This window comes from Serratia sp. K-E0102 (assembly GCF_029962625.1).
Classification (GTDB): Bacteria; Pseudomonadota; Gammaproteobacteria; order Enterobacterales; family Enterobacteriaceae; genus Serratia; species Serratia sarumanii.
This window is the reverse complement of record NZ_CP124754.1, coordinates 677,511-698,287: the sequence shown is the minus strand read 5'-3', so window position 1 is coordinate 698,287 and position 20,777 is coordinate 677,511. Positions and strand designations below refer to the sequence as shown.

Annotated in this window: 17 protein-coding genes; 15 read left to right on the top strand and 2 right to left on the bottom strand. The window is 62.5% G+C overall.

Going from position 1 to position 20,777, the window contains the following annotated elements:
* The first annotated feature begins 10 nt into the window (after positions 1 to 10).
* From thiB to ilvN, 6 genes are all read left to right on the top strand, one after another.
* Complete coding sequence (gene thiB, locus SSARUM2_RS03175; RefSeq protein WP_033637088.1) at positions 11 to 997, top strand: thiamine ABC transporter substrate binding subunit; 987 nt, start codon at positions 11 to 13, stop codon at positions 995 to 997.
* Complete coding sequence (gene thiP / locus SSARUM2_RS03170) at positions 973 to 2,580, top strand: thiamine/thiamine pyrophosphate ABC transporter permease ThiP (RefSeq protein WP_060452779.1); 1,608 nt, start codon at positions 973 to 975, stop codon at positions 2,578 to 2,580. Before thiB ends, thiP begins: the two co-directional genes overlap by 25 nt.
* Positions 2,567 to 3,271, top strand: a complete 705-nt coding sequence (thiQ, locus tag SSARUM2_RS03165) for a thiamine ABC transporter ATP-binding protein ThiQ (RefSeq protein WP_025301552.1) — start codon at positions 2,567 to 2,569, stop codon at positions 3,269 to 3,271. Before thiP ends, thiQ begins: the two co-directional genes overlap by 14 nt.
* Before the next feature lie 103 nt (positions 3,272 to 3,374).
* Entirely contained in the window at positions 3,375 to 3,473 is a 99-nt protein-coding gene (gene ivbL / locus SSARUM2_RS03160) for an ilvB operon leader peptide IvbL (RefSeq protein ID WP_099785722.1), read from the top strand.
* A gap of 111 nt (positions 3,474 to 3,584) precedes the next feature.
* The gene (gene ilvB, locus SSARUM2_RS03155) at positions 3,585 to 5,279 is read left to right on the top strand and encodes an acetolactate synthase large subunit (protein ID WP_060452780.1); all 1,695 of its coding nucleotides are present in this window, start codon (positions 3,585 to 3,587) and stop codon (positions 5,277 to 5,279) included.
* Positions 5,280 to 5,282: 3 nt separating this feature from the next.
* Positions 5,283 to 5,576, top strand: a complete 294-nt coding sequence (gene ilvN / locus SSARUM2_RS03150; RefSeq protein WP_016929110.1) for an acetolactate synthase small subunit — start codon at positions 5,283 to 5,285, stop codon at positions 5,574 to 5,576.
* Between the two features lie 26 nt (positions 5,577 to 5,602).
* Here ilvN and SSARUM2_RS03145 read toward each other — a convergent pair whose 3' ends face one another.
* On the bottom strand, positions 5,603 to 6,373 hold the full coding sequence (locus tag SSARUM2_RS03145; protein ID WP_033637083.1) for a DedA family protein: 771 nt from the start codon (positions 6,371 to 6,373) through the stop codon (positions 5,603 to 5,605).
* Between the two features lie 214 nt (positions 6,374 to 6,587).
* Between SSARUM2_RS03145 and SSARUM2_RS03140 the strand changes: the two genes are divergently transcribed.
* From SSARUM2_RS03140 to rluA, 3 genes are all read left to right on the top strand, one after another.
* Positions 6,588 to 8,954 carry a DNA polymerase II gene (locus tag SSARUM2_RS03140; RefSeq protein WP_060452781.1) on the top strand — a complete coding sequence of 789 codons (2,367 nt, stop codon included), beginning with the start codon at positions 6,588 to 6,590 and terminating at the stop codon, positions 8,952 to 8,954.
* 245 nt (positions 8,955 to 9,199) lie between these two features.
* Positions 9,200 to 12,106: an RNA polymerase-associated protein RapA gene (rapA, locus tag SSARUM2_RS03135; protein WP_033637081.1), complete on the top strand. Its 2,907-nt coding sequence runs from the start codon at positions 9,200 to 9,202 to the stop codon at positions 12,104 to 12,106.
* A 57-nt stretch (positions 12,107 to 12,163) separates the two neighbouring features.
* Positions 12,164 to 12,814: a bifunctional tRNA pseudouridine(32) synthase/23S rRNA pseudouridine(746) synthase RluA gene (gene rluA, locus SSARUM2_RS03130; RefSeq protein ID WP_033637080.1), complete on the top strand. Its 651-nt coding sequence runs from the start codon at positions 12,164 to 12,166 to the stop codon at positions 12,812 to 12,814.
* A 142-nt stretch (positions 12,815 to 12,956) separates the two neighbouring features.
* On the opposite strand, the gene djlA is transcribed toward rluA, so the two are convergent.
* Positions 12,957 to 13,778, bottom strand: coding sequence for a co-chaperone DjlA (djlA, locus tag SSARUM2_RS03125; protein WP_033637079.1), 822 nt, complete (start codon positions 13,776 to 13,778; stop codon positions 12,957 to 12,959).
* 227 nt (positions 13,779 to 14,005) lie between these two features.
* On the opposite strand from djlA, the gene lptD reads away from it, so the two are divergent.
* The 6 genes from lptD to apaH all read left to right on the top strand — a co-directional run bounded on the left by lptD (position 14,006) and on the right by apaH (position 20,767).
* The gene (lptD, locus tag SSARUM2_RS03120; protein ID WP_049213076.1) at positions 14,006 to 16,366 is read left to right on the top strand and encodes an LPS assembly protein LptD; all 2,361 of its coding nucleotides are present in this window, start codon (positions 14,006 to 14,008) and stop codon (positions 16,364 to 16,366) included.
* A gap of 65 nt (positions 16,367 to 16,431) precedes the next feature.
* On the top strand, positions 16,432 to 17,733 hold the full coding sequence (surA, locus tag SSARUM2_RS03115) for a peptidylprolyl isomerase SurA (protein ID WP_033637077.1): 1,302 nt from the start codon (positions 16,432 to 16,434) through the stop codon (positions 17,731 to 17,733).
* The gene (gene pdxA, locus SSARUM2_RS03110; protein WP_033649277.1) at positions 17,720 to 18,712 is read left to right on the top strand and encodes a 4-hydroxythreonine-4-phosphate dehydrogenase PdxA; all 993 of its coding nucleotides are present in this window, start codon (positions 17,720 to 17,722) and stop codon (positions 18,710 to 18,712) included. Before surA ends, pdxA begins: the two co-directional genes overlap by 14 nt.
* Positions 18,705 to 19,523, top strand: coding sequence for a 16S rRNA (adenine(1518)-N(6)/adenine(1519)-N(6))-dimethyltransferase RsmA (rsmA, locus tag SSARUM2_RS03105; protein WP_033637076.1), 819 nt, complete (start codon positions 18,705 to 18,707; stop codon positions 19,521 to 19,523). The genes pdxA and rsmA overlap by 8 nt, the downstream gene beginning before the upstream one ends.
* Before the next feature lie 12 nt (positions 19,524 to 19,535).
* A complete protein-coding gene (gene apaG / locus SSARUM2_RS03100; RefSeq protein ID WP_016929119.1) occupies positions 19,536 to 19,913 on the top strand; it encodes a Co2+/Mg2+ efflux protein ApaG in 378 nt (125 codons plus the stop codon).
* Positions 19,914 to 19,915: 2 nt separating this feature from the next.
* Positions 19,916 to 20,767, top strand: coding sequence for a bis(5'-nucleosyl)-tetraphosphatase (symmetrical) ApaH (gene apaH / locus SSARUM2_RS03095; RefSeq protein ID WP_033637075.1), 852 nt, complete (start codon positions 19,916 to 19,918; stop codon positions 20,765 to 20,767).
* The last annotated feature ends 10 nt before the right edge of the window (positions 20,768 to 20,777 follow it).

Here is a 20,777-nt window from a genome sequence, read left to right as displayed (position 1 = left end):
GGAGTGCAACGTGGTCAAAACATATCTGCCCTGCTTATTGCTGCTGTGCGCCGCGCCGGTGTTCGCCAAGCCGACGCTGACGGTTTACACCTACGATTCCTTCGCCGCCGACTGGGGCCCCGGCCCGGCGGTGAAAAAAGCCTTCGAAGCCGAGTGCGACTGTGAATTGAAGTTCGTCGCGCTGGAAGACGGCGTCTCGCTGCTGAACCGCCTGCGCATGGAAGGCAAGAACAGCGCCGCCGACGTGGTGCTGGGGCTGGACAACAACCTGTTGCAGGCGGCGCAGCAAACCGGCCTGTTCGCGCCGAGCGGCGTCGACACCGCCAAACTGACGGTGCCGGGCGGCTGGCAGGACGCGACCTTCGTGCCTTACGACTACGGGTACTTCGCCTTCGTCTACAACAAAGAAAAACTGAAGAACCCGCCGAAAAGCCTGCAGGAGCTGGTCAGCAGCGATCGCAACTGGAAAGTGATCTACGAAGATCCGCGCACCAGCACGCCGGGCCTCGGCCTGCTGCTGTGGATGCAAAAAGTGTATGGCGACAAGGCGCCGGCCGCCTGGCAGCAGTTGGCGAAGAAGACCGTCACCGTCACCAAAGGCTGGAGCGAAGCCTACGGCCTGTTCCTGAAAGGCGAAGGCGATCTGGTGCTCAGCTACACCACCTCTCCCGCCTATCACCTGATCGAAGAGAAAAAAGATCTCTACGCCGCCGCCACGTTCAGCGAAGGCCACTACCTGCAGGTGGAAGTGGCGGGCAAGCTGAAGGCCGCCAAACAGCCTGAGCTGGCGGAGCGCTTCATGCAGTTCATGGTGACGCCGGCGTTCCAGAACACCATCCCGACCGGCAACTGGATGTACCCGGTGATCAACACCCCACTGCCCGTCGGCTTTGAGCAGATGAACGTGCCGCAGACCGCGCTGCAATACAGCGCCGAAGAGGTGGCCAAACAACGCGGCGGCTGGATCCGGGCATGGCAAACCGCCGTCAGCCGCTGATCCCCCGCTGGCTCTGGCCGGGGCTGCTGGCCGCCGGCGTGATCCTGCTGGTCGCCGCGCTGGCGATGGGCTCGCTGTGGCGTCACGCGCCGGGCAGCGACTGGCGCGGCCTGTGGCAGGACAGCTACCTGTGGCACGTGGTGCGCTTCACCTTTTGGCAGGCGCTGCTGTCGGCGCTGATTTCGGTGCTGCCCGCCGTTCTGCTGGCACGCGCGCTCTATCGCCGCCGTTTCCCCGGCCGGCAGCTGCTGCTGCGGCTGTGCGCCATGACGCTGGTGCTGCCGGTGCTGGTGGCGGTGTTCGGCCTGCTCAGCGTCTATGGGCGTCAGGGCTGGCTGGCAGCGCTGTGCGGCTGGCTGGGCGTCGAGTATGGCTTCTCGCCCTACGGCCTGCAGGGCATTCTGCTGGCGCACCTGTTCTTTAACCTGCCGCTGGCCACCCGCCTGTTGCTGCAGGCGCTGGAGAACATTCCGGTGGAGCAGCGCCAGCTGGCCGCCCAGTTGGGCATGAACGGCTGGCAGCAGTTCCGTTTCGTCGAATGGCCGGCGCTGCGTCGCCAGATCCTGCCGAGCGGCGCGTTGATCTTCATGCTGTGCTTCGCCAGCTTCGCCACCGTGCTGTCGCTGGGCGGCGGGCCGCAGGCCACCACAATCGAACTGGCGATCTACCAGGCGCTGAGTTACGACTACGATCTGGGCCGCGCCGCCATGCTGGCGCTGATCCAGTTAAGCTGTTGTCTGGGGCTGGTGTTGATCAGCCAGCGGCTGAGCCAGGCGCTGCCGGTGGGCCATACCCACGCCCAGCGCTGGCGCAACCCGGAAGACGGCCTGTGGCGGCGCGTCGGCGATTTTCTGCTGATCGCCGCCGCGCTGCTGCTGCTGCTGCCGCCTCTGCTGGCGGTGATCGCCGACGGCGCCAATCAGGCTATCGTCAGCGTGCTGCGCCAGCCGGTGCTGTGGCAGGCGCTGTTCACGTCTCTGCGCATCGCCCTCGGCGCCGGGCTACTGTGCGTGGCGCTCACGATGATGCTGCTGTGGAGCAGCCGCGAGCTGAAGCTGCGGCAGCATCTGCGCGGCGGCCAGGCGCTGGAGCTGAGCGGCATGGTGATCCTGGCGATGCCGGGTATCGTGCTGGCCACCGGCTTCTTCCTGCTGCTGAGCGATACGATCGGGCTGCCGCAGTCACCCTATGCGCTGGTGATCCTCACCAATGCGCTGATGGCGGTGCCCTATGCGCTGAAGGTGTTGGAGAACCCGATGCGCGACCTCGCCGAACGTTACAACCCACTGTGCCTGTCGCTGGATATCCACGGCTGGCAACGGCTGCGGCTGATCGAACTGCGCGCGTTGCGTCGCCCGCTGGCGCAGGCGCTGGCCTTCGCCTGCGTGCTGTCGATCGGCGATTTCGGCGTGGTCGCCTTGTTTGGCAACGAGCATTTCCGTACCCTGCCTTTTTACCTGTATCAGCAGATTGGCGCCTACCGCAGCAACGACGGGGCGGTGACCGCGCTGCTGTTGCTGCTGTTGTGCTTCCTGTTGTTTACCCTGATCGAACGCTTACCGGGGCGCCATGCTGACGCTTGAAAAACTGACCTATCTGTATGAACACCTGCCGATGCGTTTTGATCTGCGCATCCAGCCGGGCGAGCGCGTCGCGGTGCTCGGCCCCAGCGGCGCCGGTAAAAGCACCCTGCTGAGCCTGATCGCCGGTTTTCTGCCGGCGGCCAGCGGCCGGCTGCTGCTGAACGGCGAAGACCACACCGCCACACCGCCGGCCAAACGGCCGGTGTCGATGCTGTTTCAGGAGAACAACCTGTTCGCGCACCTGACGGTGGCGCAGAACATCGGGCTGGGGTTGGATCCCGGTCTGCGCTTGACTGAACAGCAGCGCCAACAGCGGGCGCATATCGCCCGTCAGGTCGGCCTGGAGGAGCACCTGGAGCGCCTGCCGTCGCAGCTTTCCGGCGGCCAGCGTCAGCGCGCCGCGCTGGCGCGCTGTTTGATTCGCCAACGGCCGATCCTGCTGCTCGACGAGCCCTTCTCGGCGCTCGATCCGGCGCTGCGCAACGAGATGCTGCAGCTGCTGCAGACGGTGTGCGAACAGCGCAACCTGACGCTGCTGATGGTGTCGCACAACCTCGATGACGCCGCGCGCATCGCCCCGCGCACGCTGCTGGTGGTCGATGGCCGCATCTACTACGACGGCCCGACGCAGGCGCTGCTGGACGGCAGCGCGCCCGAAGCGCGCGTGCTGGGCATTTCGGGTAAAGCGTGATCTGACGCGCGTTTTTTATGCTGCGCCAATAAACCTGTTGTGCGAATTTTGCGCCTGTGTTTTTATAAAAACCTGACTCTTTTTACTGATGATAAGGTTCCCTGTGATCGCATCCTCGCTGACTTCGACCCTACTAGTTACCGCGCTACCAGCCGCGGTGGTCGTCGTGCGTGTGGTGGTGGTCGTCGGCAATGCGCCGTAGGGTCCGAATCAACGCATCGATTCCCAAACCCCGCCGGCGCAAACCGGGCGGGGTTTCTTGCTTTAGCACCCTGCCCAGAAAAGCTCACCGGCCTTGAGAAAGGACAGGAACATGGCAACTTCGGGCACGCCTCAACCGGGCACCAGCTTCACCGGCGCACAATTGATCGTTCATCTGCTGGAGCGGCAGGGTATCACCACCGTCGCCGGCATCCCCGGCGGCGCCGCGCTGCCGCTGTATGACGCGCTGAGCCAAAGCACCCGCATTCACCACGTACTGGCGCGCCACGAACAGGGCGCGGGCTTTATGGCGCAGGGCATGGCGCGCGCCAACGGCAAAGCGGCGGTGTGCATCGCTTCCAGCGGGCCGGGCGCCACCAACCTGGTCACCGCCATCGCCGACGCCAAGCTCGACTCCATTCCGCTGGTGTGCATCACCGGTCAGGTGCCCTCCTCGATGATCGGCACCGACGCCTTCCAGGAGGTGGACACCTACGGCATTTCCATCCCGATCACCAAGCACAACCATCTGGTGCGCGATATCCGCGAGCTGCCGCAGGTGATCGGCGACGCGTTCCGCATCGCCGAATCCGGCCGCCCCGGCCCAGTCTGGATCGATGTGCCGAAAGACGTGCAGACCGCCACCATCACCCTGGAAGAGCTGCCGCCGATCGCTGTGCCGGACGCCGCACCGAGCTTCGATCCGGCGCTGGTTTCGCAGGCCGCCGCGATGATCAACCAGGCGAAACGCCCGATCCTCTACCTGGGCGGCGGCATCATCTGCGCCGAGGCTCACCGTCAGGCGCTGGAACTGGCCGAACGCGCCGGTCTGCCTACCACCATGACGCTGATGGCGCTGGGGGCGATGCCGGTGGAACACCCGCTGTCTCTGGGCATGCTGGGCATGCACGCGGCGCGCAGCACTAACTTCATTCTGCAGGAGGCCGATCTGCTGATCGTGCTGGGCGCGCGCTTCGACGATCGGGCAATCGGCAAAACCGAGCAGTTCTGCCCTAACGCCGCCATCATTCACGTGGATATCGACCGCGCCGAGCTGGGCAAGGTCAAGCAGGCCAACGTGGCGATCCATGCCGACGTCGGCCAGGTACTGCAACAGCTGCTGCCGCAGATCGACACGCAGCCGCGCAGCGCGTGGCTGAGCACCGTCAACGACCTGAAGCGCGAGTTCCCGTTCAACATGCCGAACGCCGACGATCCGCTGAGCCATTACGGCCTGGTGCTGGCCGCCGCGCGCTGCGTGGACGACAGCGCCATTATCACCACCGACGTGGGCCAGCATCAGATGTGGGTGGCGCAGGCCTATCCGCTGAGTCGGCCGCGCCAGTGGCTGACGTCGGGTGGCCTGGGCACCATGGGCTTCGGTCTGCCGGCGGCGATCGGCGCGGCGCTGGCGGAGCCCGAGCGTAAAGTGCTGTGCTTCTCCGGCGACGGCAGCCTGATGATGAACATTCAGGAAATGGCCACCGCCGTCGAACACGATCTGGACGTGAAAATCATTTTGATGAACAACCAGGCGCTGGGGCTGGTGCACCAGCAGCAAACCCTGTTCTACCAGCAGCGCATCTTCGCCGCCGCCTATCCGAAGCGCACCGACTTCCTGAAGATCGCCGCCGGATTCGGGCTGGATACCTGCGATTTGAACGCCGCGGAAGATCCGCAGGCGGCGCTGGCCGAAGCGATCCAACGCCCGGGGCCCTGCCTGATCCACGCGCTGATCGATATCAACGAAAAAGTGTTCCCGATGGTGCCGCCGGGCGCCGCCAACATCGACATGATTGGAGAATAAGCCATGCTGCAACCACAAGATAAACCCCAGGTGATCCTGGAGCTGGCCGTGCGCAACCATCCCGGCGTCATGTCGCACGTTTGCGGGCTGTTCGCTCGCCGCGCGTTCAACGTCGAAGGCATTCTGTGTCTGCCGCTGAAGGACGGCCAGCAGAGCCGCATTTGGCTATTGGTCGCCGACGATCAGCGGCTGGAGCAAATGATCAGCCAGGTGGAAAAGCTGGAAGACGTGCTGCAGGTGAAGCGCCACAGCGAAGACGTGCGGGTATTTGAACAGCTGGAAGCGTTCTTTCAGTAATACGAAGGGGGCTTACGCCCCCGCAATCATTGCCCGGACAGCACCTGCCACAGCAGGTGCCGATACACCGGCATCAAGGGCTGCTGGCTCAGCAGATAACCGACCGCCAGCGCCGCCAGCCAGCTCAATCCGCAAACCACGCGCAGCCGCAGCGGCGTCAGCCAACGGCTCAGCCGATCGGCGCTGCGCTTATCCTCACGCCACCAGCGCCAGCTCAGCCACACAGCCAGCCAGATCGTGAGTGCCGCGGCGAGCAGCAGCCACTTGAACATCGCGCTGTTGGCGCCGGCGGGAATGTCGATCGCCACGCCCGCCAGGATGCCAGGGAAGAAATAGACCGGCGGCCAGGTCAGGCAACCGATGATGTTCGGCAAGGCAAACTTGTACGGCGGCAGATCGAGCATGCCGGCCACCATCGGCACCAGCGGGCGCGTCGGGCCAACGAAGCGGCCGATCAGAATGGTCGCCATGCTGTGCTGGTGCAAGGCGTGCTCGGTTTTGTCGAGCAGCGCTTTGTTCTTCTTCAGGAACGACCAGCGGTGCAAGGGCCCCTTGAAGGCGCGGCCGACGAAATAAGAGATCCAGTCGCCGAGCAGGCAGCCGACGATCCCCGCCGCCCAGGCGTAGTAGAAGTCCACCTTGCCGCTGCCGATCAGCGCGCCGATGCTGGCCATCATCACCGTGCCGGGCAGCAGCAGCCCCACCAGCGCCAGCGACTCGAGAAAAGCGACCAGCAGGACGACCATCAGGGTGAAAGCCAGCGACTGGGTGATCAAATCTTGTAAATAGGCTTCCATTACACCTCTGCGGATTATTCGGCCAAACGGGGCCGAGGATTTTCCAGCGCCGCCGCTGGCGAGTCAATCGATGAATTGTATGCGTATTTGGCAGCGCCGAACGCCGATGGACAATGACTGTATAAAAACACATACTATAATTTATCTATATTAGCGCCAAAACCGACATCTCGCTGAATGTCGCGCACGCCGCCCGGCGGAAGACGAAGGGGTTATGACAGCACTGCAACAGGGTTTCCTGCTCACTCGCCACTGGCGCGACACGCCCGCCGGCACCGAGGTCGAATTTTGGCTGGCGACCGACGCGGGCCCGCGTCAGCTGCGCTTGCCGCCGCAAACCTCGGTGGCGTTTATCCCCGCCGAACAAAAGCCGCGCGCGGAACTGCTGCTGCGCGAAGAACGGCAGGTGGAACTGAAACCGCTGGCACTGACGGATTTTCATCACCGCCCGATGCTGGGGCTGTACTGCCGCCAGCACCGTCAGCTCATCAAGCTGGAAAAACTGCTGCGGGAAGGCGGCGTTACGGTCTACGAGGCCGACATTCGCCCGCCCGAACGCTATCTGATGGAGCGCTTCATCACCGCGCCGGTGTGGTTCAACGGCCAGGCCATCGGCGGCGGGCCGTTGCTCAATGGCCAGATGAAGCCGGCGCCGGACTACCGCCCGACGCTCAGGCTGGTGTCGCTGGATATCGAAACCACCGCCCACGGCGAGCTTTACTCCATCGCGCTGGAAGGCTGCGGCCAGCGGCAGGTCTACATGCTGGGGCCGGCCAACGGCGGCGATGCGCCGCTGGATTTCGATCTGGAATACTGCGCCAGCCGCCCCCAACTGCTGGAACGACTCAACGCGTGGCTGGAGCGCCACGATCCCGACGCCATCATCGGCTGGAACCTGGTGCAGTTCGATCTGCGGGTGCTGCAAAAGCACGCCGAACGCTACCAGATCCCGCTGCGGCTGGGGCGCGACGGCAACCTGCTGGAGTGGCGCGAGCACGGCTTCAAGCAGAACCACTTTTTCGCCGCCGCCGCCGGCCGCCTGATCATCGACGGCATCGAAGCGCTGAAGTCCGCCACCTGGAATTTTCCCTCCTTCAGCCTGGAATACGTTTCGCAGGAACTGCTGGGTGAAGGCAAGGCGATCGACAACCCTTATCAACGCATGGCGGAGATCGACCGGCGCTTCGCCGAAGACAAGCCGGCGCTGGCCCGCTACAACCTGAAGGACTGCGAGCTGGTGACGCGCATCTTCGCCAAGGCCGATTTGCTCAACTTCCTGCTGGAACGCGCCACCGTCACCGGGCTGGCGGCCGATCGCAGCGGCGGATCGGTGGCGGCCTTCAGCCACCTTTATATGCCACGCATGCACCGCCTGGGCTTTGTCGCCCCCAACCTCGGCGAACAGCCGGAGGAACACAGCCCCGGCGGCTTCGTGATGGACTCCCGGCCCGGCCTGTACGATTCGGTGCTGGTGCTGGACTATAAAAGCCTGTACCCGTCGATCATCCGCACCTTCCTGATCGATCCGGTCGGGTTGGTGGAAGGCATGCGCCACCCAAACGACGCCGATTCGGTGCCCGGCTTTCGCAACGCCCGCTTCTCGCGCAGCAAACACTGCCTGCCGGCGATCGTCGAGCAGATCTGGCAGGGGCGCGAGGCCGCCAAGCGCCAACACAACAAGCCCCTGTCGCAGGCGCTGAAGATCATCATGAACGCGCTGTACGGCGTGCTGGGATCGAGCGGCTGCCGCTTCTTCGATCCGCGGCTGGCGTCGTCGATCACCCTGCGCGGCCACGAGATCATGCGCCAAACCCGCGAGCTGATCGAAGCCGAAGGTTATCAGGTGATTTACGGCGATACCGACTCCACCTTCGTGTGGCTGAAACAGCCGCATGACGAGCAGCAGGCGGCGCAGATCGGCCGGGCGCTGGTGCTGCGGGTCAACGCCTGGTGGCAGCAGCATCTGCAGCAGCAGTTCGGGCTGGAGAACGCGCTGGAGCTGGAGTTCGAAACCCACTATTCCCGCTTCCTGATGCCGACCATTCGCGGCGCCGAACAGGGCAGCAAGAAGCGCTACGCCGGCCTGATCGCGCGCGCCGGCGGCGAGGAAGAGATGGTGTACAAAGGCCTGGAAACGGTGCGCACCGACTGGACGCCGCTGGCGCAGCAGTTCCAGCAGCAGCTCTATCAGCGCATCTTCAAACGGCAGCCCTACCAGGACTATGTGCGCGACTACGTCGGCAAAACCCTGAACGGCGACTTCGACGATCAGCTGGTGTACCGCAAGCGCCTGCGCAGAAAGCTCGACGACTATCAGCGCAACGTGCCGCCGCACGCCCGCGCCGCGCGCATCGCCGATGACTACAACCGCAGCCAGGGGCGGCCGCTGCAGTATCAGAACGGCGGCTGGATCAGCTACGTGATGACCGTCGCCGGGCCGGAACCGCTGGAAACCCGTCATTCGCCCATCGACTATCAGCATTACCTCGAACGCCAACTGCAACCGGTGGCAGACGCTATACTCCCTTTCTTGCACGACGATTTCACCACGCTGGTCACCGGGCAGATGGGGCTGTTTTGAGATTGGCCAGGTTAAGAAAAATCATCCGGTTTTGCAGGTGACGAACGCGCCGCCTTCCATTACCATAGCGCCCTTCCCAAAACTGAACCACGCTTAGCCCTGCCGTCTCGCGACGTCTGCATGGCGTGAACGGCTATTGCCCGTCAAATTTAAAACAAACCGGGATAGCAGACGTTCAGTACAGGTGCCGCGGCCCTTCCCGCCCGGTAACAAGACTTACTTACAAAGAATCGAGCCGACAATATATGCCTTTTACTCTTGGTCAACGCTGGATCAGCGACACGGAAAGCGAATTAGGACTGGGCACCGTCGTGGCGCTGGACGCGCGCATGATTACCCTGCTTTTCCCCGCCACCGGTGAAAACCGCCTCTATGCCAGAAACGATTCGCCGATCACCCGCGTGATGTTCAACCCGGGCGATACCGTCAGCAGCCACGAAGGATGGCAGCTGCAGGTGGAAGAGGTGAAAGAGGAAAACGGTCTGTTGACCTATATCGGCACCCGCCAGGACACCCAGGAGAGCGGTGTGGCGATGCGCGAAGTCCTACTGGACAGCAAGCTGACCTTCAGCAAGCCGCAGGATCGCCTGTTCGCCGGCCAAATTGACCGCATGGACCGTTTCGCGCTGCGTTTTCGCGCGCGCAAGTACCAGAGCGAGCAGTATCGCCTGCCGTTCGCCGGCCTGCGCGGCATGCGCGCCAGCCTGATCCCGCACCAGCTGCACATCGCCCATGAAGTCGGCCAGCGCCATGCGCCGCGCGTGCTGCTGGCGGACGAAGTCGGCCTCGGCAAAACCATCGAAGCCGGCATGATCATCCACCAGCAGCTGCTGGCGGGCCGCGCCGAGCGCGTGCTGATCGTGGTGCCGGAAACGTTGCAGCACCAGTGGCTGGTGGAGATGATGCGCCGCTTCAACCTCTACTTCTCGCTGTTCGACGACAGCCGCTACGCCGAAGCCAAGCTCGACAGCAGCAACCCGTTCGAAACCGAACAGCTGGTGATCTGCTCGCTGGACTTCGTACGCCGTAACAAGCAGCGCCTGGAAGAGCTGGCGGACGCCCAGTGGGATCTGCTGGTGGTCGACGAAGCGCACCACCTGGCCTGGAGCGAAGAAGCGCCGAGCCGCGAATATCAGGTGATCGAGCAGTTGGCCGAGCATATCCCCGGCGTGCTGCTGCTGACCGCCACCCCGGAACAGCTGGGCCAACAGAGCCACTTCGCGCGCCTGCGCCTGCTCGATCCAAACCGTTTCCACGACTACGGCGAGTTCGTCGCCGAGCAGCAGAAATACCGCCCGGTGGCCGACGCCGTCACCCTGCTGCTGAGCGGTAAACGCCTGGCCGACGACAAATTGAATCTGCTGGGCGAGCTGATCGACGAGCAGGACATCGAACCGCTGCTCAAAGCCGCCAACAGCGAAGGCGACAACGCCGAGCAGGCGCGCCAGGAGCTGGTTTCCATGCTGATGGATCGCCACGGCACCAGCCGCGTGCTGTTCCGTAACACCCGCAACGGCGTGAAGGGCTTCCCGCACCGCAACCTGCACCAGATCAAGCTGCCGTTGCCGACCCAGTATCAGACCGCGATCAAAGTGTCCGGTATCATGGGCGCCAAGAAGTCCGTCGAAGCGCGCGCGCGCGACATGCTGTACCCGGAGCAGATCTACCAGGAATTCGAGGGCGAAAACGCCACCTGGTGGAACTTCGACCCGCGCGTCGAGTGGCTGCTGGACTACCTGCTGGCCAACCGCAACGAAAAAGTGCTGGTGATCTGCGCCAAGGCCGACACCGCGCTGCAGCTGGAGCAGGTGCTGCGCGAGCGTGAAGCGATCCGCGCCGCGGTGTTCCACGAAGGGCTGTCGATTATCGAGCGCGACCGCGCCGCCGCCTACTTCGCCTCCGAAGAGGAAGGCGCGCAGGTGCTGCTGTGTTCCGAGATCGGCTCCGAAGGCCGCAACTTCCAGTTCGCCAGCCAGCTGGTGATGTTCGATCTGCCGTTCAACCCGGATCTGCTGGAACAGCGTATCGGCCGTCTGGACCGTATCGGCCAGATGCACGACATCCAAATCATGGTGCCTTACCTGGAGCACACCGCGCAGGCGGTGCTGGGCCGCTGGTTCCACGAGGGGCTGGACGCCTTCGAACACACCTGCCCGACCGGCCGCACCATCTACGACAGCTGCTACGAGCAGTTGATCGGTTATCTGGCCGCGCCGACCGAACAGGAAGGCTTCGACGAATTCATCCACGCCTGCCGCCAGCAGCACGATCAGTTGAAAGCGCAGCTGGAACAGGGCCGCGACCGCCTGCTGGAGATGCACTCCAACGGCGGCGACAAAGCCCAGGCGCTGGCTGCCGCCATCGCCGAGCAGGATAACGACGTCAATCTGGTGGGCTTCGCGCTCAACCTGTTCGACATCGTCGGCATCAATCAGGAAGACCGCAGCGACAACCTGATCGTGCTGACGCCGTCCGACCATATGCTGGTGCCGGACTTCCCGGGCCTGCCGCAGGACGGCTGCACCGTCACCTTCGACCGCGATCGGGCGCTGTCGCGCGAAGACGCGCAGTTCGTCAGCTGGGAGCACCCGATCATCCGCAACGGCCTGGATCTGATCCTGTCCGGCGATACCGGCAGCTGCGCGGTGTCCCTGTTGAAAAACAAAGCGTTGCCGGTCGGCACCCTGTTGGTTGAGCTGGTGTACGTGGTGGAGGCTCAGGCGCCGAAGCACCTGCAGCTGACCCGCTTCCTGCCGCCGACGCCGATCCGCATGCTGATGGATCGCAAGGGCACCAATCTGGCGGCGCAGGTCGAGTTCGAAAGCTTCAACCGCCAGTTGAACGCGGTCAACCGCCACACCTCCAGCAAGCTGGTCAACGCCGTGCAGCAAGACGTGCACGCCATGCTGCAGCAGGCGGAAAGCCTGGTGGAAGCGCAGGCGCGCACGCTTATCGAACAGGCGAAGCAAGAGGCGGACGACAAGCTGAGCGCCGAGCTGGCGCGTCTGGAAGCGCTGAAGGCGGTCAACCCGAACATCCGCGACGACGAAGTCGAAGCGCTGGAGTTCAACCGCCGTCAGGTGCTGGCCAACCTTAATGAAGCCGGCTGGCGTCTCGACGCCATTCGTCTGGTGGTGGTCACCCACCAGTAACCGGCGCGACGCGGGGCGGCAACCGCCTCCCCGTTCGGCCCTTTTCGCGGAGCCAAGATGGAACCCTACAATCCCCCGCAGGACCCGCTGCACATCCTGTATCAGGATGAACACATCATGGTGGTCAACAAGCCCAGCGGCTTGCTGTCGGTGCCCGGCCGCGCGCCGGAAAACAAAGACAGCCTGATGACCCGCATTCAGGCCGATCATCCGGCCGCTGAGTCGGTGCACCGGCTGGACATGGCCACCAGCGGGGTGATCGTGGTGGCACTCAACAAGGCCGCCGAGCGCGAGCTGAAGCGTCAGTTCCGCGAACGCGAACCGAAGAAATCCTATATCGCCCGCGTTTGGGGGCATATGGCGCATGACGAAGGGTTGGTGGACTTGCCGCTGATCTGCGACTGGCCGAACCGGCCGCTGCAAAAGGTGTGTTTTGACACCGGCAAAGCGGCGCAGACGGAGTATCAGGTGCTGTCACGCGACGCCGACGGCAGCACGCGCGTGAAGCTGACGCCGATCACCGGCCGCTCGCACCAGCTGCGGGTGCACATGCTGGCGCTGGGGCATCCGATCCTCGGCGACGGTTTCTACGCCCCACCGGAGGCCAAGGCGATGGCGCCGCGGCTGCAGCTGCATGCGCAAGAGCTGCGTATCACCCACCCCGCCTTCCAGACGCCGATGCACTTTCGCGCCGAACCGGATTTCTGAGGCTAATCTCAGGGATACCCTAAATAATTCGAGTTGCAGGAAGGCGGCAACTAAGCGCAGCCCCGGGAGCGTACAAAAAGTACGTAACCGGGGTAAGCGCAGGCAGCCAACACACCTGCAGCTCGAAGTATGATGAGTATCGTTATTTGAAGCCTTTCTCGCGTTTGATCAGATCGTACGCCGCCTGAATTTCCTGCGCTTTCTGCTTGGCCATTTCCATCATCTGCGGCGGCAAGCCCTTCGCCACCAGCTTATCCGGATGGTGTTCGCTCATTAATTTGCGGTAGGCGCGTTTGATGGTGGCGGCATCGTCGCTGCTGCGCACGCCGAGCACCTTGCACGCATCGTCGAGCGTCGGGCCGCGCTGAGCCTGCTGATAGCCGCCCTGCGAATACCCGCCCTGCTGACCGCCGCCGAACTGACGCCCGCCCTCCATCATGCTGAGAAACTGATCGAACTGCGCATGCGAAATGCCCAGCTCTTCGGCGATGACATACAGCACCTGGCGTTCATTCGGGTGTAGCGAGCCGTCGGCGAACGCCGCCTGAATCTGAATTTCCAGAAACATCCGAATCAAATCGAAGCGGCCAAAACAGATGCTGCGGAACTGCTGCAGCGTCTCACGCAGCGGGAACTGGCTCTGTTTCCCCTCGCGGAACGCCTGCTGCGCCGCGGTGCGCGCTTCGCCGTGCAGCTGCAGGCGATCCATGAACAGGCTGGCGATCTGGATATCTGCCTCGGTAACGCGTCCTTTGGATTTGGTCAGGTGGCCCATCACCTGAAAAGTGGTGCGGAAAAACAGCGTTTGCCGCGTTTGCTGGTCGGTGAAGAAACCCCGGCTGCGCTTATTGCTGCGCGCCGTATCGATCATATGACCGATAATCAGCCCCAGAACTACACCCCAGAATCCCGCGCCAGACCAAATGGCGACGATGACGCCGAGCAGTTTTCCCCAATACTGCATATACTCCTCAATTATCATGCCGAAAGCCGCCCGCCCCCTTCGCTTCAGGAAAGGGCGCAGGCGATTTTTCCCAGAATTTGGATTATCATACCTGTCATTTATCTTTGCGCCTAACGACGACGCAAGTAAACGGCTGGATTTAGCACTAGCGCAACGCAGATGAGTAATATAGTCTCTGACCGTTTGCCGGACATGACGCCTCTGATGACGGAACACCAAAACCGCGTATGAAAAAAAGTTTCCCAACACTGCTGGCCACGATGATTTGGACGGCACTCTACAGTCAGCACGCGCTGGCTGATCTGGCCGAGCAATGCATGCTTGGCGTTCCCGTTTACGACAAACCTTTGGTCAGCGGCGATCCGAACAGCCTGCCGGTCACCATCAATGCCGATGACTCGCGCGCCGACTATCCGAAAAGCGCCCTGTTCAGCGGCAACGTGCATATCGAGCAGGGCAACAGCACCCTGACCGCCAAAGAAGTCGAGCTGAACCAGACGCAAAACCCTGGCCAGGCGGAGCCGGTGCGCACGGTTACCGCCACCGGCGACGTGCACTACAGCGACAATCAGATCAAACTGAAAGGCCCGAAGGCCTGGTCGAACCTGAACACCAAAGATACCGACGTCTATGAAGGCGACTACCAAATGGTAGGCCGTCAGGGGCGTGGCGACGCCGACAAGATGAAAATGCGCGGCGCCAACCGTTACACCATTCTGGAAAACGGCACCTTTACCTCCTGTCTGCCGGGCGACGACAGCTGGAGCGTGGTCGGCTCCGAAGTGATCCACGATCGCGAAGAGCAGGTGGCGGAAGTGTGGAACGCCCGCTTCCGCATCGGCGGCGTGCCGGTGTTCTACAGCCCGTACCTGCAATTGCCGGTCGGCGACAAGCGCCGTTCCGGCTTCCTGATCCCGAACGCCAAGTACGGCAGCAACAACGGCTTCGAGTTCATGTTGCCGTACTACTGGAACATTGCGCCGAACTACGACGCCACCATCACACCGCACTATATGTCCAAGCGCGGCCTGCAGTGGCAGACCGAGTTCCGTTATCTGGTGCAGCCGGGCCTCGGCCTGATGGAGTTCGACTGGTTGCCGGACGACAAGGAATACGGCAAAGATAATGACGACAGCAAACGCTGGCTGTTCTACTGGAACCACAACGGCGTCATGGATCAGGTGTGGCGCTTCAACGTCGACTACACCAAGGTCAGCGATTACAAATACTTCACCGATCTGGACTCCAAGTACGGCTCCACCACCGACGGCTACGCCACGCAGAAATTCAGCCTCGGCTACGCCAACGAGAACTGGAACGCCACGCTGAGCTCCAAGCAGTTCCAGATCTTCGACAATACCGATCGCTCGCAGTCGGAATCGTATAAAGTTCAGCCGCAGCTGGATCTGAACTACTACAAAAACGACCTCGGCCCGTTCGACTTCCATATTTACGGCCAGGCGGCCAAGTTCACCAGCGTCAACCCATACAGCCCGGACGCCACCCGTCTGCATATGGAGCCGACGCTCAACCTGCCGCTCACCAACGGCTGGGCCAGCCTGAACACCGAAGCCAAGGTGATGGCGACCCACTACCAGCAGGATATTCCTGACGGTTTCGCCGCCAACTACCAGAGCCGCAAAGGCGCCGTTGCACCGGAGCTTGATGATTCGGTCAACCGCGTATTGCCGCAGTTCAAGGTCGACGGCAAGCTGGTGTTCGAACGCCCGATGATCTGGGCCGAAGGCGCCACACAGACGCTGGAGCCGCGCGTACAGTACCTGTACGTGCCGTACCGCGACCAGAGCAACATCTACACCTACGACACCACGCTGCTGCAGACCGACTACTCCGGCCTGTTCCGCGACCGCACCTACAGCGGCCTGGATCGCATCGCTTCGCAGAACCGCGTCTCCACCGGTTTGACCACCCGCATTTATGATGACGCGCTGGTTGAACGTTTTAACGCTTCCGTGGGTCAAATCTACTACTTCAGCCGTTCGCGCACCGGCGATCAGGTAACCGGGTACGACAACAACGACGATACCGGCAGCGTGGCCTGGGCCGGCGATACCTATTGGAAAATCGACGATCGTTGGGGCCTGCGCGGCGGCCTGCAGTACGACACCCGCCTGAACAGCGTCTCGCTGGGCAACGGCGTGGTGGAATACCGCCAGGACGCCGAGCGCGTGGTGCAGTTGAACTACCGTTACGCCACGCCGGAATACATCCAGACGGCGTTGAACACCAAAACGGTTCCGGCCTTCCAGGACGGCATCTCGCAGGTGGGCATCACCGGCAGCTGGCCGATCGCCGATCGTTGGGCTGTGGTCGGGGCGTATTACTACGACACCCGTGCCAAGCAATCCGCCGATCAGCTGGTGGGGCTGAAGTACAACACCTGCTGCTGGGCGGTGACCCTGGGCTATGAGCGCAAGATCACCGATTGGAACAACAGCAACAATACCAGCGTTTACGACAACAGAGTTTCGTTCAACGTCGAACTGCGCGGCCTGAGCAGCGATCATAGTCTCGGCTCCGCAGAAATGCTGCGCTCCGGCATTCTGCCGTATCAGCGCGCATTCTGACGCTTTGCAACACTTTGAAAACGAGAACTTTCACCCGCATTTGCGGATTACATAATGGGAAATGTATGAAGAACTGGAGAACGCTTATTCTCGGATTGGTGGTTTGCGCCAATGCCGCGTTCGCAGCACCCCAAGAAGTGGATAAAGTCGCCGCCGTCGTGGATAACGGCGTGGTACTCGAAAGCGACGTCAACGGTCTGTTGCAGTCAGTGAAGCTCAACGCCCAGCAGGCCGGCCAGCAATTGCCGGACGACAAGACGCTGCGCCATCAGATCATCGAACGCCTGATCATGGATAACATCCAGCTGCAGATGGCCAAGAAAATGGGCATCACCGTGTCCGACGCCGATCTGGACAAGGCGATCGCCAACATCGCCGCGCAAAACAAGATGAGCGTCGATCAGCTGCGCAGCCGCCTGTCGTACGAAGGGTTGAACTACAACACCTACCGTTCGCAGATCCGCAAAGAGATGCTGATCTCCGAAGTGCGTAACAACGAAGTGCGCCGTCGCGTCACCATCCTGCCGCAGGAAGTGGACGCGCTGGCCAAGCAGGTGGGCGCGCAGAACGGCAGCGACACCGAAATGAACATCAGCCACATCCTGATCCCGCTGCCGGAGAATCCGTCGCAGCAGCAGGTCGACAAAGCCGAAGAGCTGGCCAAACGCCTGGTGGGTGAGATCAACAGCGGCGCCGACTTCGGCAAGCTGGCGATCACCTACTCCGCCGATTCTCAGGCGCTGAAAGGCGGCAACATGGGCTGGGGCAAGCTGCAAGAGATCCCGACCCTGTTCGCGGAACGTCTGGTGAGCGCCAAGAAAGGCGACGTCGTCGGCCCAATCCGTTCCGGCGTCGGCTTCCACATCCTGAAAGTGAACGACATCCGCGGCGCCAGCCAGTCGGTGTCGGTTACCGAAGTGCACGCCCGTCACATCCTGCTGAAACCTTCGGTGGTGCTGACCGACGATCAGGCGCGCGCCAAGCTGCAATCCGTGGCGGAAGCGATCAAGAGCGGCCGCGCCAAGTTTGCCGACGAAGCCAAACAGCTGTCGCAGGATCCGGGTTCTGCCATGCAGGGCGGCGATCTGGGCTGGGCTTCCCCGGACATCTACGATCCGGCCTTCCGCGATGCGTTGCTGAAGCTGAGCAAGGGTGAAATCAGCGCGCCGGTCCACTCTTCCTTCGGCTGGCACCTGATTCAGCTGCTGGACACTCGTCAGGTGGATAAGACCGACGCCGCGCAGAAAGATCGCGCTTACCGCATGCTGTTCAACCGTAAATTCGCCGAAGAAGCGCAGACCTGGATGCAGGAACAGCGCGCCCAGGCTTACGTGAAGATCCTCGATGGCAGCGATGCACAGCAATAAACGCGTCGTCATTACCCCCGGCGAACCCGCCGGGGTAGGGCCGGATTTGGTAGCAGCGCTGGCGCAACAGGATTGGCCTGTTGAGCTGGTGGTGTGCGCCGATCCGGCCCTGCTGCTTGAACGCGCCAAGCGTTTGGGCCTGCCGCTGACGCTGCGCGACTACCAGCCGCAGCAACCGGCCGAAGCGCAACGCGCCGGCACGCTGACCGTGCTGCCGGTGCCGCTCGCTCACCCGGTCACCGCCGGGGAGCTGAACGTCGGCAACAGTGCCTACGTGGTGGAAACCCTGGCGCGCGCCTGCGACGGCTGCCTCAACGGCGAATTCGCTGCGCTGATCACCGGCCCGGTGAACAAGGGCGTGATCAACGACGCCGGCGTGCCGTTTATCGGCCATACCGAATTCTTTGCCGATCGCAGCCGCTGCGATCGCGTGGTGATGATGCTCGCGACCGAAGAGCTGCGCGTGGCGCTGGCGACCACCCACCTGCCGCTGCTGGCGGTGCCGGGCGCCATCACGCAACAGAGCCTGTTCGAAGTCATCCGCATCCTCGACCACGATCTGAAAACCAAATTTGGCATCGCCCGGCCGCACATTTACGTCTGCGGCCTGAACCCCCACGCCGGGGAAGGCGGCCATATGGGGCACGAAGAGATAGACACCATCATCCCTGCGCTCGACGCGCTGCGCGCTGAGGGCATCCATCTTGTCGGCCCGCTGCCGGCGGACACCCTGTTCCAGCCCAAATATCTGCAAGATGCCGATGCGGTGCTGGCGATGTATCACGATCAGGGGCTGCCGGTGCTAAAATACCAAGGGTTCGGCCGCGCGGTGAATATCACCCTCGGTTTGCCTTTCATACGCACCTCGGTCGACCACGGTACCGCTCTGGAACTGGCCGGCACCGGCACCGCCGATGTCGGCAGTTTCCAAACGGCCCTGAATCTCGCCATTAAAATGATAATTAATTGTAATGAATAACAGAGTCCACCAAGGGCACTTTGCCCGCAAACGCTTTGGACAAAACTTTTTAACCGATCAGTTTGTCATCGATAGCATTGTCTCCGCCATTCACCCGCAGCCGGGCGAAGCGGTGGTCGAGATCGGCCCCGGCCTCGGCGCCTTGACCGAGCCGGTCGGCGCGCGCATGGACCGCATGACGGTGATCGAACTGGACCGCGATCTGGCCACCCGGCTGGAAAACCACCCGCGGCTGAAAGACAAGCTGACCATCCACCAGCAGGACGCCATGACGGTGAATTTCGCCGAACTGGCCGAGGAAGCTGGCCAACCGCTGCGCGTATTTGGTAACCTGCCGTACAATATTTCGACGCCGCTGATGTTCCACCTTTTCAGCTATACTCAGGCAATCCGCGACATGCACTTTATGTTGCAAAAAGAGGTGGTCAACCGTCTGGTGGCCGGCCCGAACAGCAAGGCCTACGGGCGTTTGACCGTGATGGCGCAGTACTACTGCAACGTCATTCCGGTGCTGGAAGTGCCGCCGACCGCGTTCGCGCCGCCGCCGAAGGTCGATTCCGCCGTGGTGCGTCTGGTGCCGCACAGCGTGCTGCCGAATCCGGTGGGCGACGTGCGCATGCTGAGCCGCATCACCACGCAGGCGTTCAACCAGCGGCGGAAAACCATCCGCAACAGCCTGGGCGACCTGTTCACGCCGGAGCAGCTGACGGAGCTGGGCGTCGATCCTTCGCTCAGAGCAGAAAATATTTCTGTGGCGCAGTACTGCAAGCTGGCGAACTGGCTGTCAGCCAATCCGGCGCCGCAGCAATAAGGAGTTGTTGTCATGATTGATTCGCCCCGCGTGTGTATTCAGGTTCAGAGCATCTATGTGGAATCACAGTCGATCCCTGAAGAAGAGCGTTACGTCTTCGCCTATACCATCACCATCCGCAATCTGGGGCGGACCGACGTGCAACTGCTGGGCCGTTACTGGCTGATCACCAACAGCAACGGCCGCCAAACCGAAGTTCAGGGCGAAGGCGTGATCGGCGAACAGCCCGTCATTCCGCCCGGCGGAGAGTTTCAGTACACCAGCGGCGCCATTCTGGAAACGCCGCTGGGCACCATGGAAGGCCATTACGAAATGGTTGACCACCAGGGTCAGCCGTTCCGCACCGCTATTCCCGTGTTTCGCTTAGCCATTCCAACGCTGATCCATTAATTATGTCGACATACCTTATCGGCGACGTTCACGGCTGTTTCGATGAACTGAAGTCGCTGCTGGCTCAGGTTGCGTTCGATCCCGAGCGCGATCAACTGTGGCTGACCGGCGATCTGGTGGCGCGCGGCCCCGCCTCGCTGGACGTGCTGCGCTTCGTGCGCTCGCTCGGCCCGGCGGTGCGCATGGTGCTGGGCAACCACGATCTGCACCTGCTGGCGGTTTACGCCGGCATCAGCCGCAACAAACCCAAAGATCGCATCACCCCGCTGTTGGAGGCGCCGGACGCCGACGAGCTGATCAACTGGCTGCGCCGCCAACCGGTGCTGCAGGTGGATGATGAGCAAAAGCTGGTGATGGCGCACGCTGGCATCACCCCGCAGTGGGATATCGACACCGCGAAAATGTGCGCGCGCGAAGTGGAAGCGGTATTAAGCAGCGACAGCTACCCGCTGTTCCTCGACGCCATGTACGGCGATATGCCGAACAACTGGACGCCGGAGCTGAGCGGCCTGGCGCGCCTGCGTTTCAGCACCAATGCGCTGACGCGCATGCGTTATTGCTTCCCCAACGGCCAGCTCGACATGATCTGCAAAGATGCGCCGGGCACCGCACCCGCGCCGCTGAAACCGTGGTTCGAGCTGCCGCGCCTGGTGGATCCGGAATACACCATCGTCTTCGGCCACTGGGCCTCGCTGGAAGGCAAGGGCACGCCGGAAGGCGTGATCGGGCTGGACACAGGCTGCTGCTGGGGCGGCGATCTGACGATGCTGCGCTGGGAAGACCGCCGTTACTTCACGCAGCCCGCTAATCGCGGCGAGGCGCCCGACCACGCCGGCAGGCTGGCCGCGTTCTGAAAACATCAAG

Excerpts from the sequence above, each read along its gene's own strand:
- thiQ (WP_025301552.1), top strand. The coding sequence starts at position 2,567 with ATGCTGACGCTTGAAAAACTGACCTATCTGTATGAACACCTGCCGATG.
- ilvB (WP_060452780.1), top strand. The coding sequence starts at position 3,585 with ATGGCAACTTCGGGCACGCCTCAACCGGGCACCAGCTTCACCGGCGCA.
- SSARUM2_RS03145 (WP_033637083.1), bottom strand. The coding sequence starts at position 6,373 with ATGGAAGCCTATTTACAAGATTTGATCACCCAGTCGCTGGCTTTCACC.
- pdxA (WP_033649277.1), top strand. The coding sequence starts at position 17,720 with ATGCACAGCAATAAACGCGTCGTCATTACCCCCGGCGAACCCGCCGGG.
- djlA (WP_033637079.1), bottom strand. The coding sequence starts at position 13,778 with ATGCAGTATTGGGGAAAACTGCTCGGCGTCATCGTCGCCATTTGGTCT.
- apaH (WP_033637075.1), top strand. The coding sequence starts at position 19,916 with ATGTCGACATACCTTATCGGCGACGTTCACGGCTGTTTCGATGAACTG.
- rsmA (WP_033637076.1), top strand. The coding sequence starts at position 18,705 with ATGAATAACAGAGTCCACCAAGGGCACTTTGCCCGCAAACGCTTTGGA.
- apaG (WP_016929119.1), top strand. The coding sequence starts at position 19,536 with ATGATTGATTCGCCCCGCGTGTGTATTCAGGTTCAGAGCATCTATGTG.
- thiP (WP_060452779.1), top strand. The coding sequence starts at position 973 with ATGGCAAACCGCCGTCAGCCGCTGATCCCCCGCTGGCTCTGGCCGGGG.
- surA (WP_033637077.1), top strand. The coding sequence starts at position 16,432 with ATGAAGAACTGGAGAACGCTTATTCTCGGATTGGTGGTTTGCGCCAAT.
- ilvN (WP_016929110.1), top strand. The coding sequence starts at position 5,283 with ATGCTGCAACCACAAGATAAACCCCAGGTGATCCTGGAGCTGGCCGTG.
- rapA (WP_033637081.1), top strand. The coding sequence starts at position 9,200 with ATGCCTTTTACTCTTGGTCAACGCTGGATCAGCGACACGGAAAGCGAA.
- lptD (WP_049213076.1), top strand. The coding sequence starts at position 14,006 with ATGAAAAAAAGTTTCCCAACACTGCTGGCCACGATGATTTGGACGGCA.
- rluA (WP_033637080.1), top strand. The coding sequence starts at position 12,164 with ATGGAACCCTACAATCCCCCGCAGGACCCGCTGCACATCCTGTATCAG.
- SSARUM2_RS03140 (WP_060452781.1), top strand. The coding sequence starts at position 6,588 with ATGACAGCACTGCAACAGGGTTTCCTGCTCACTCGCCACTGGCGCGAC.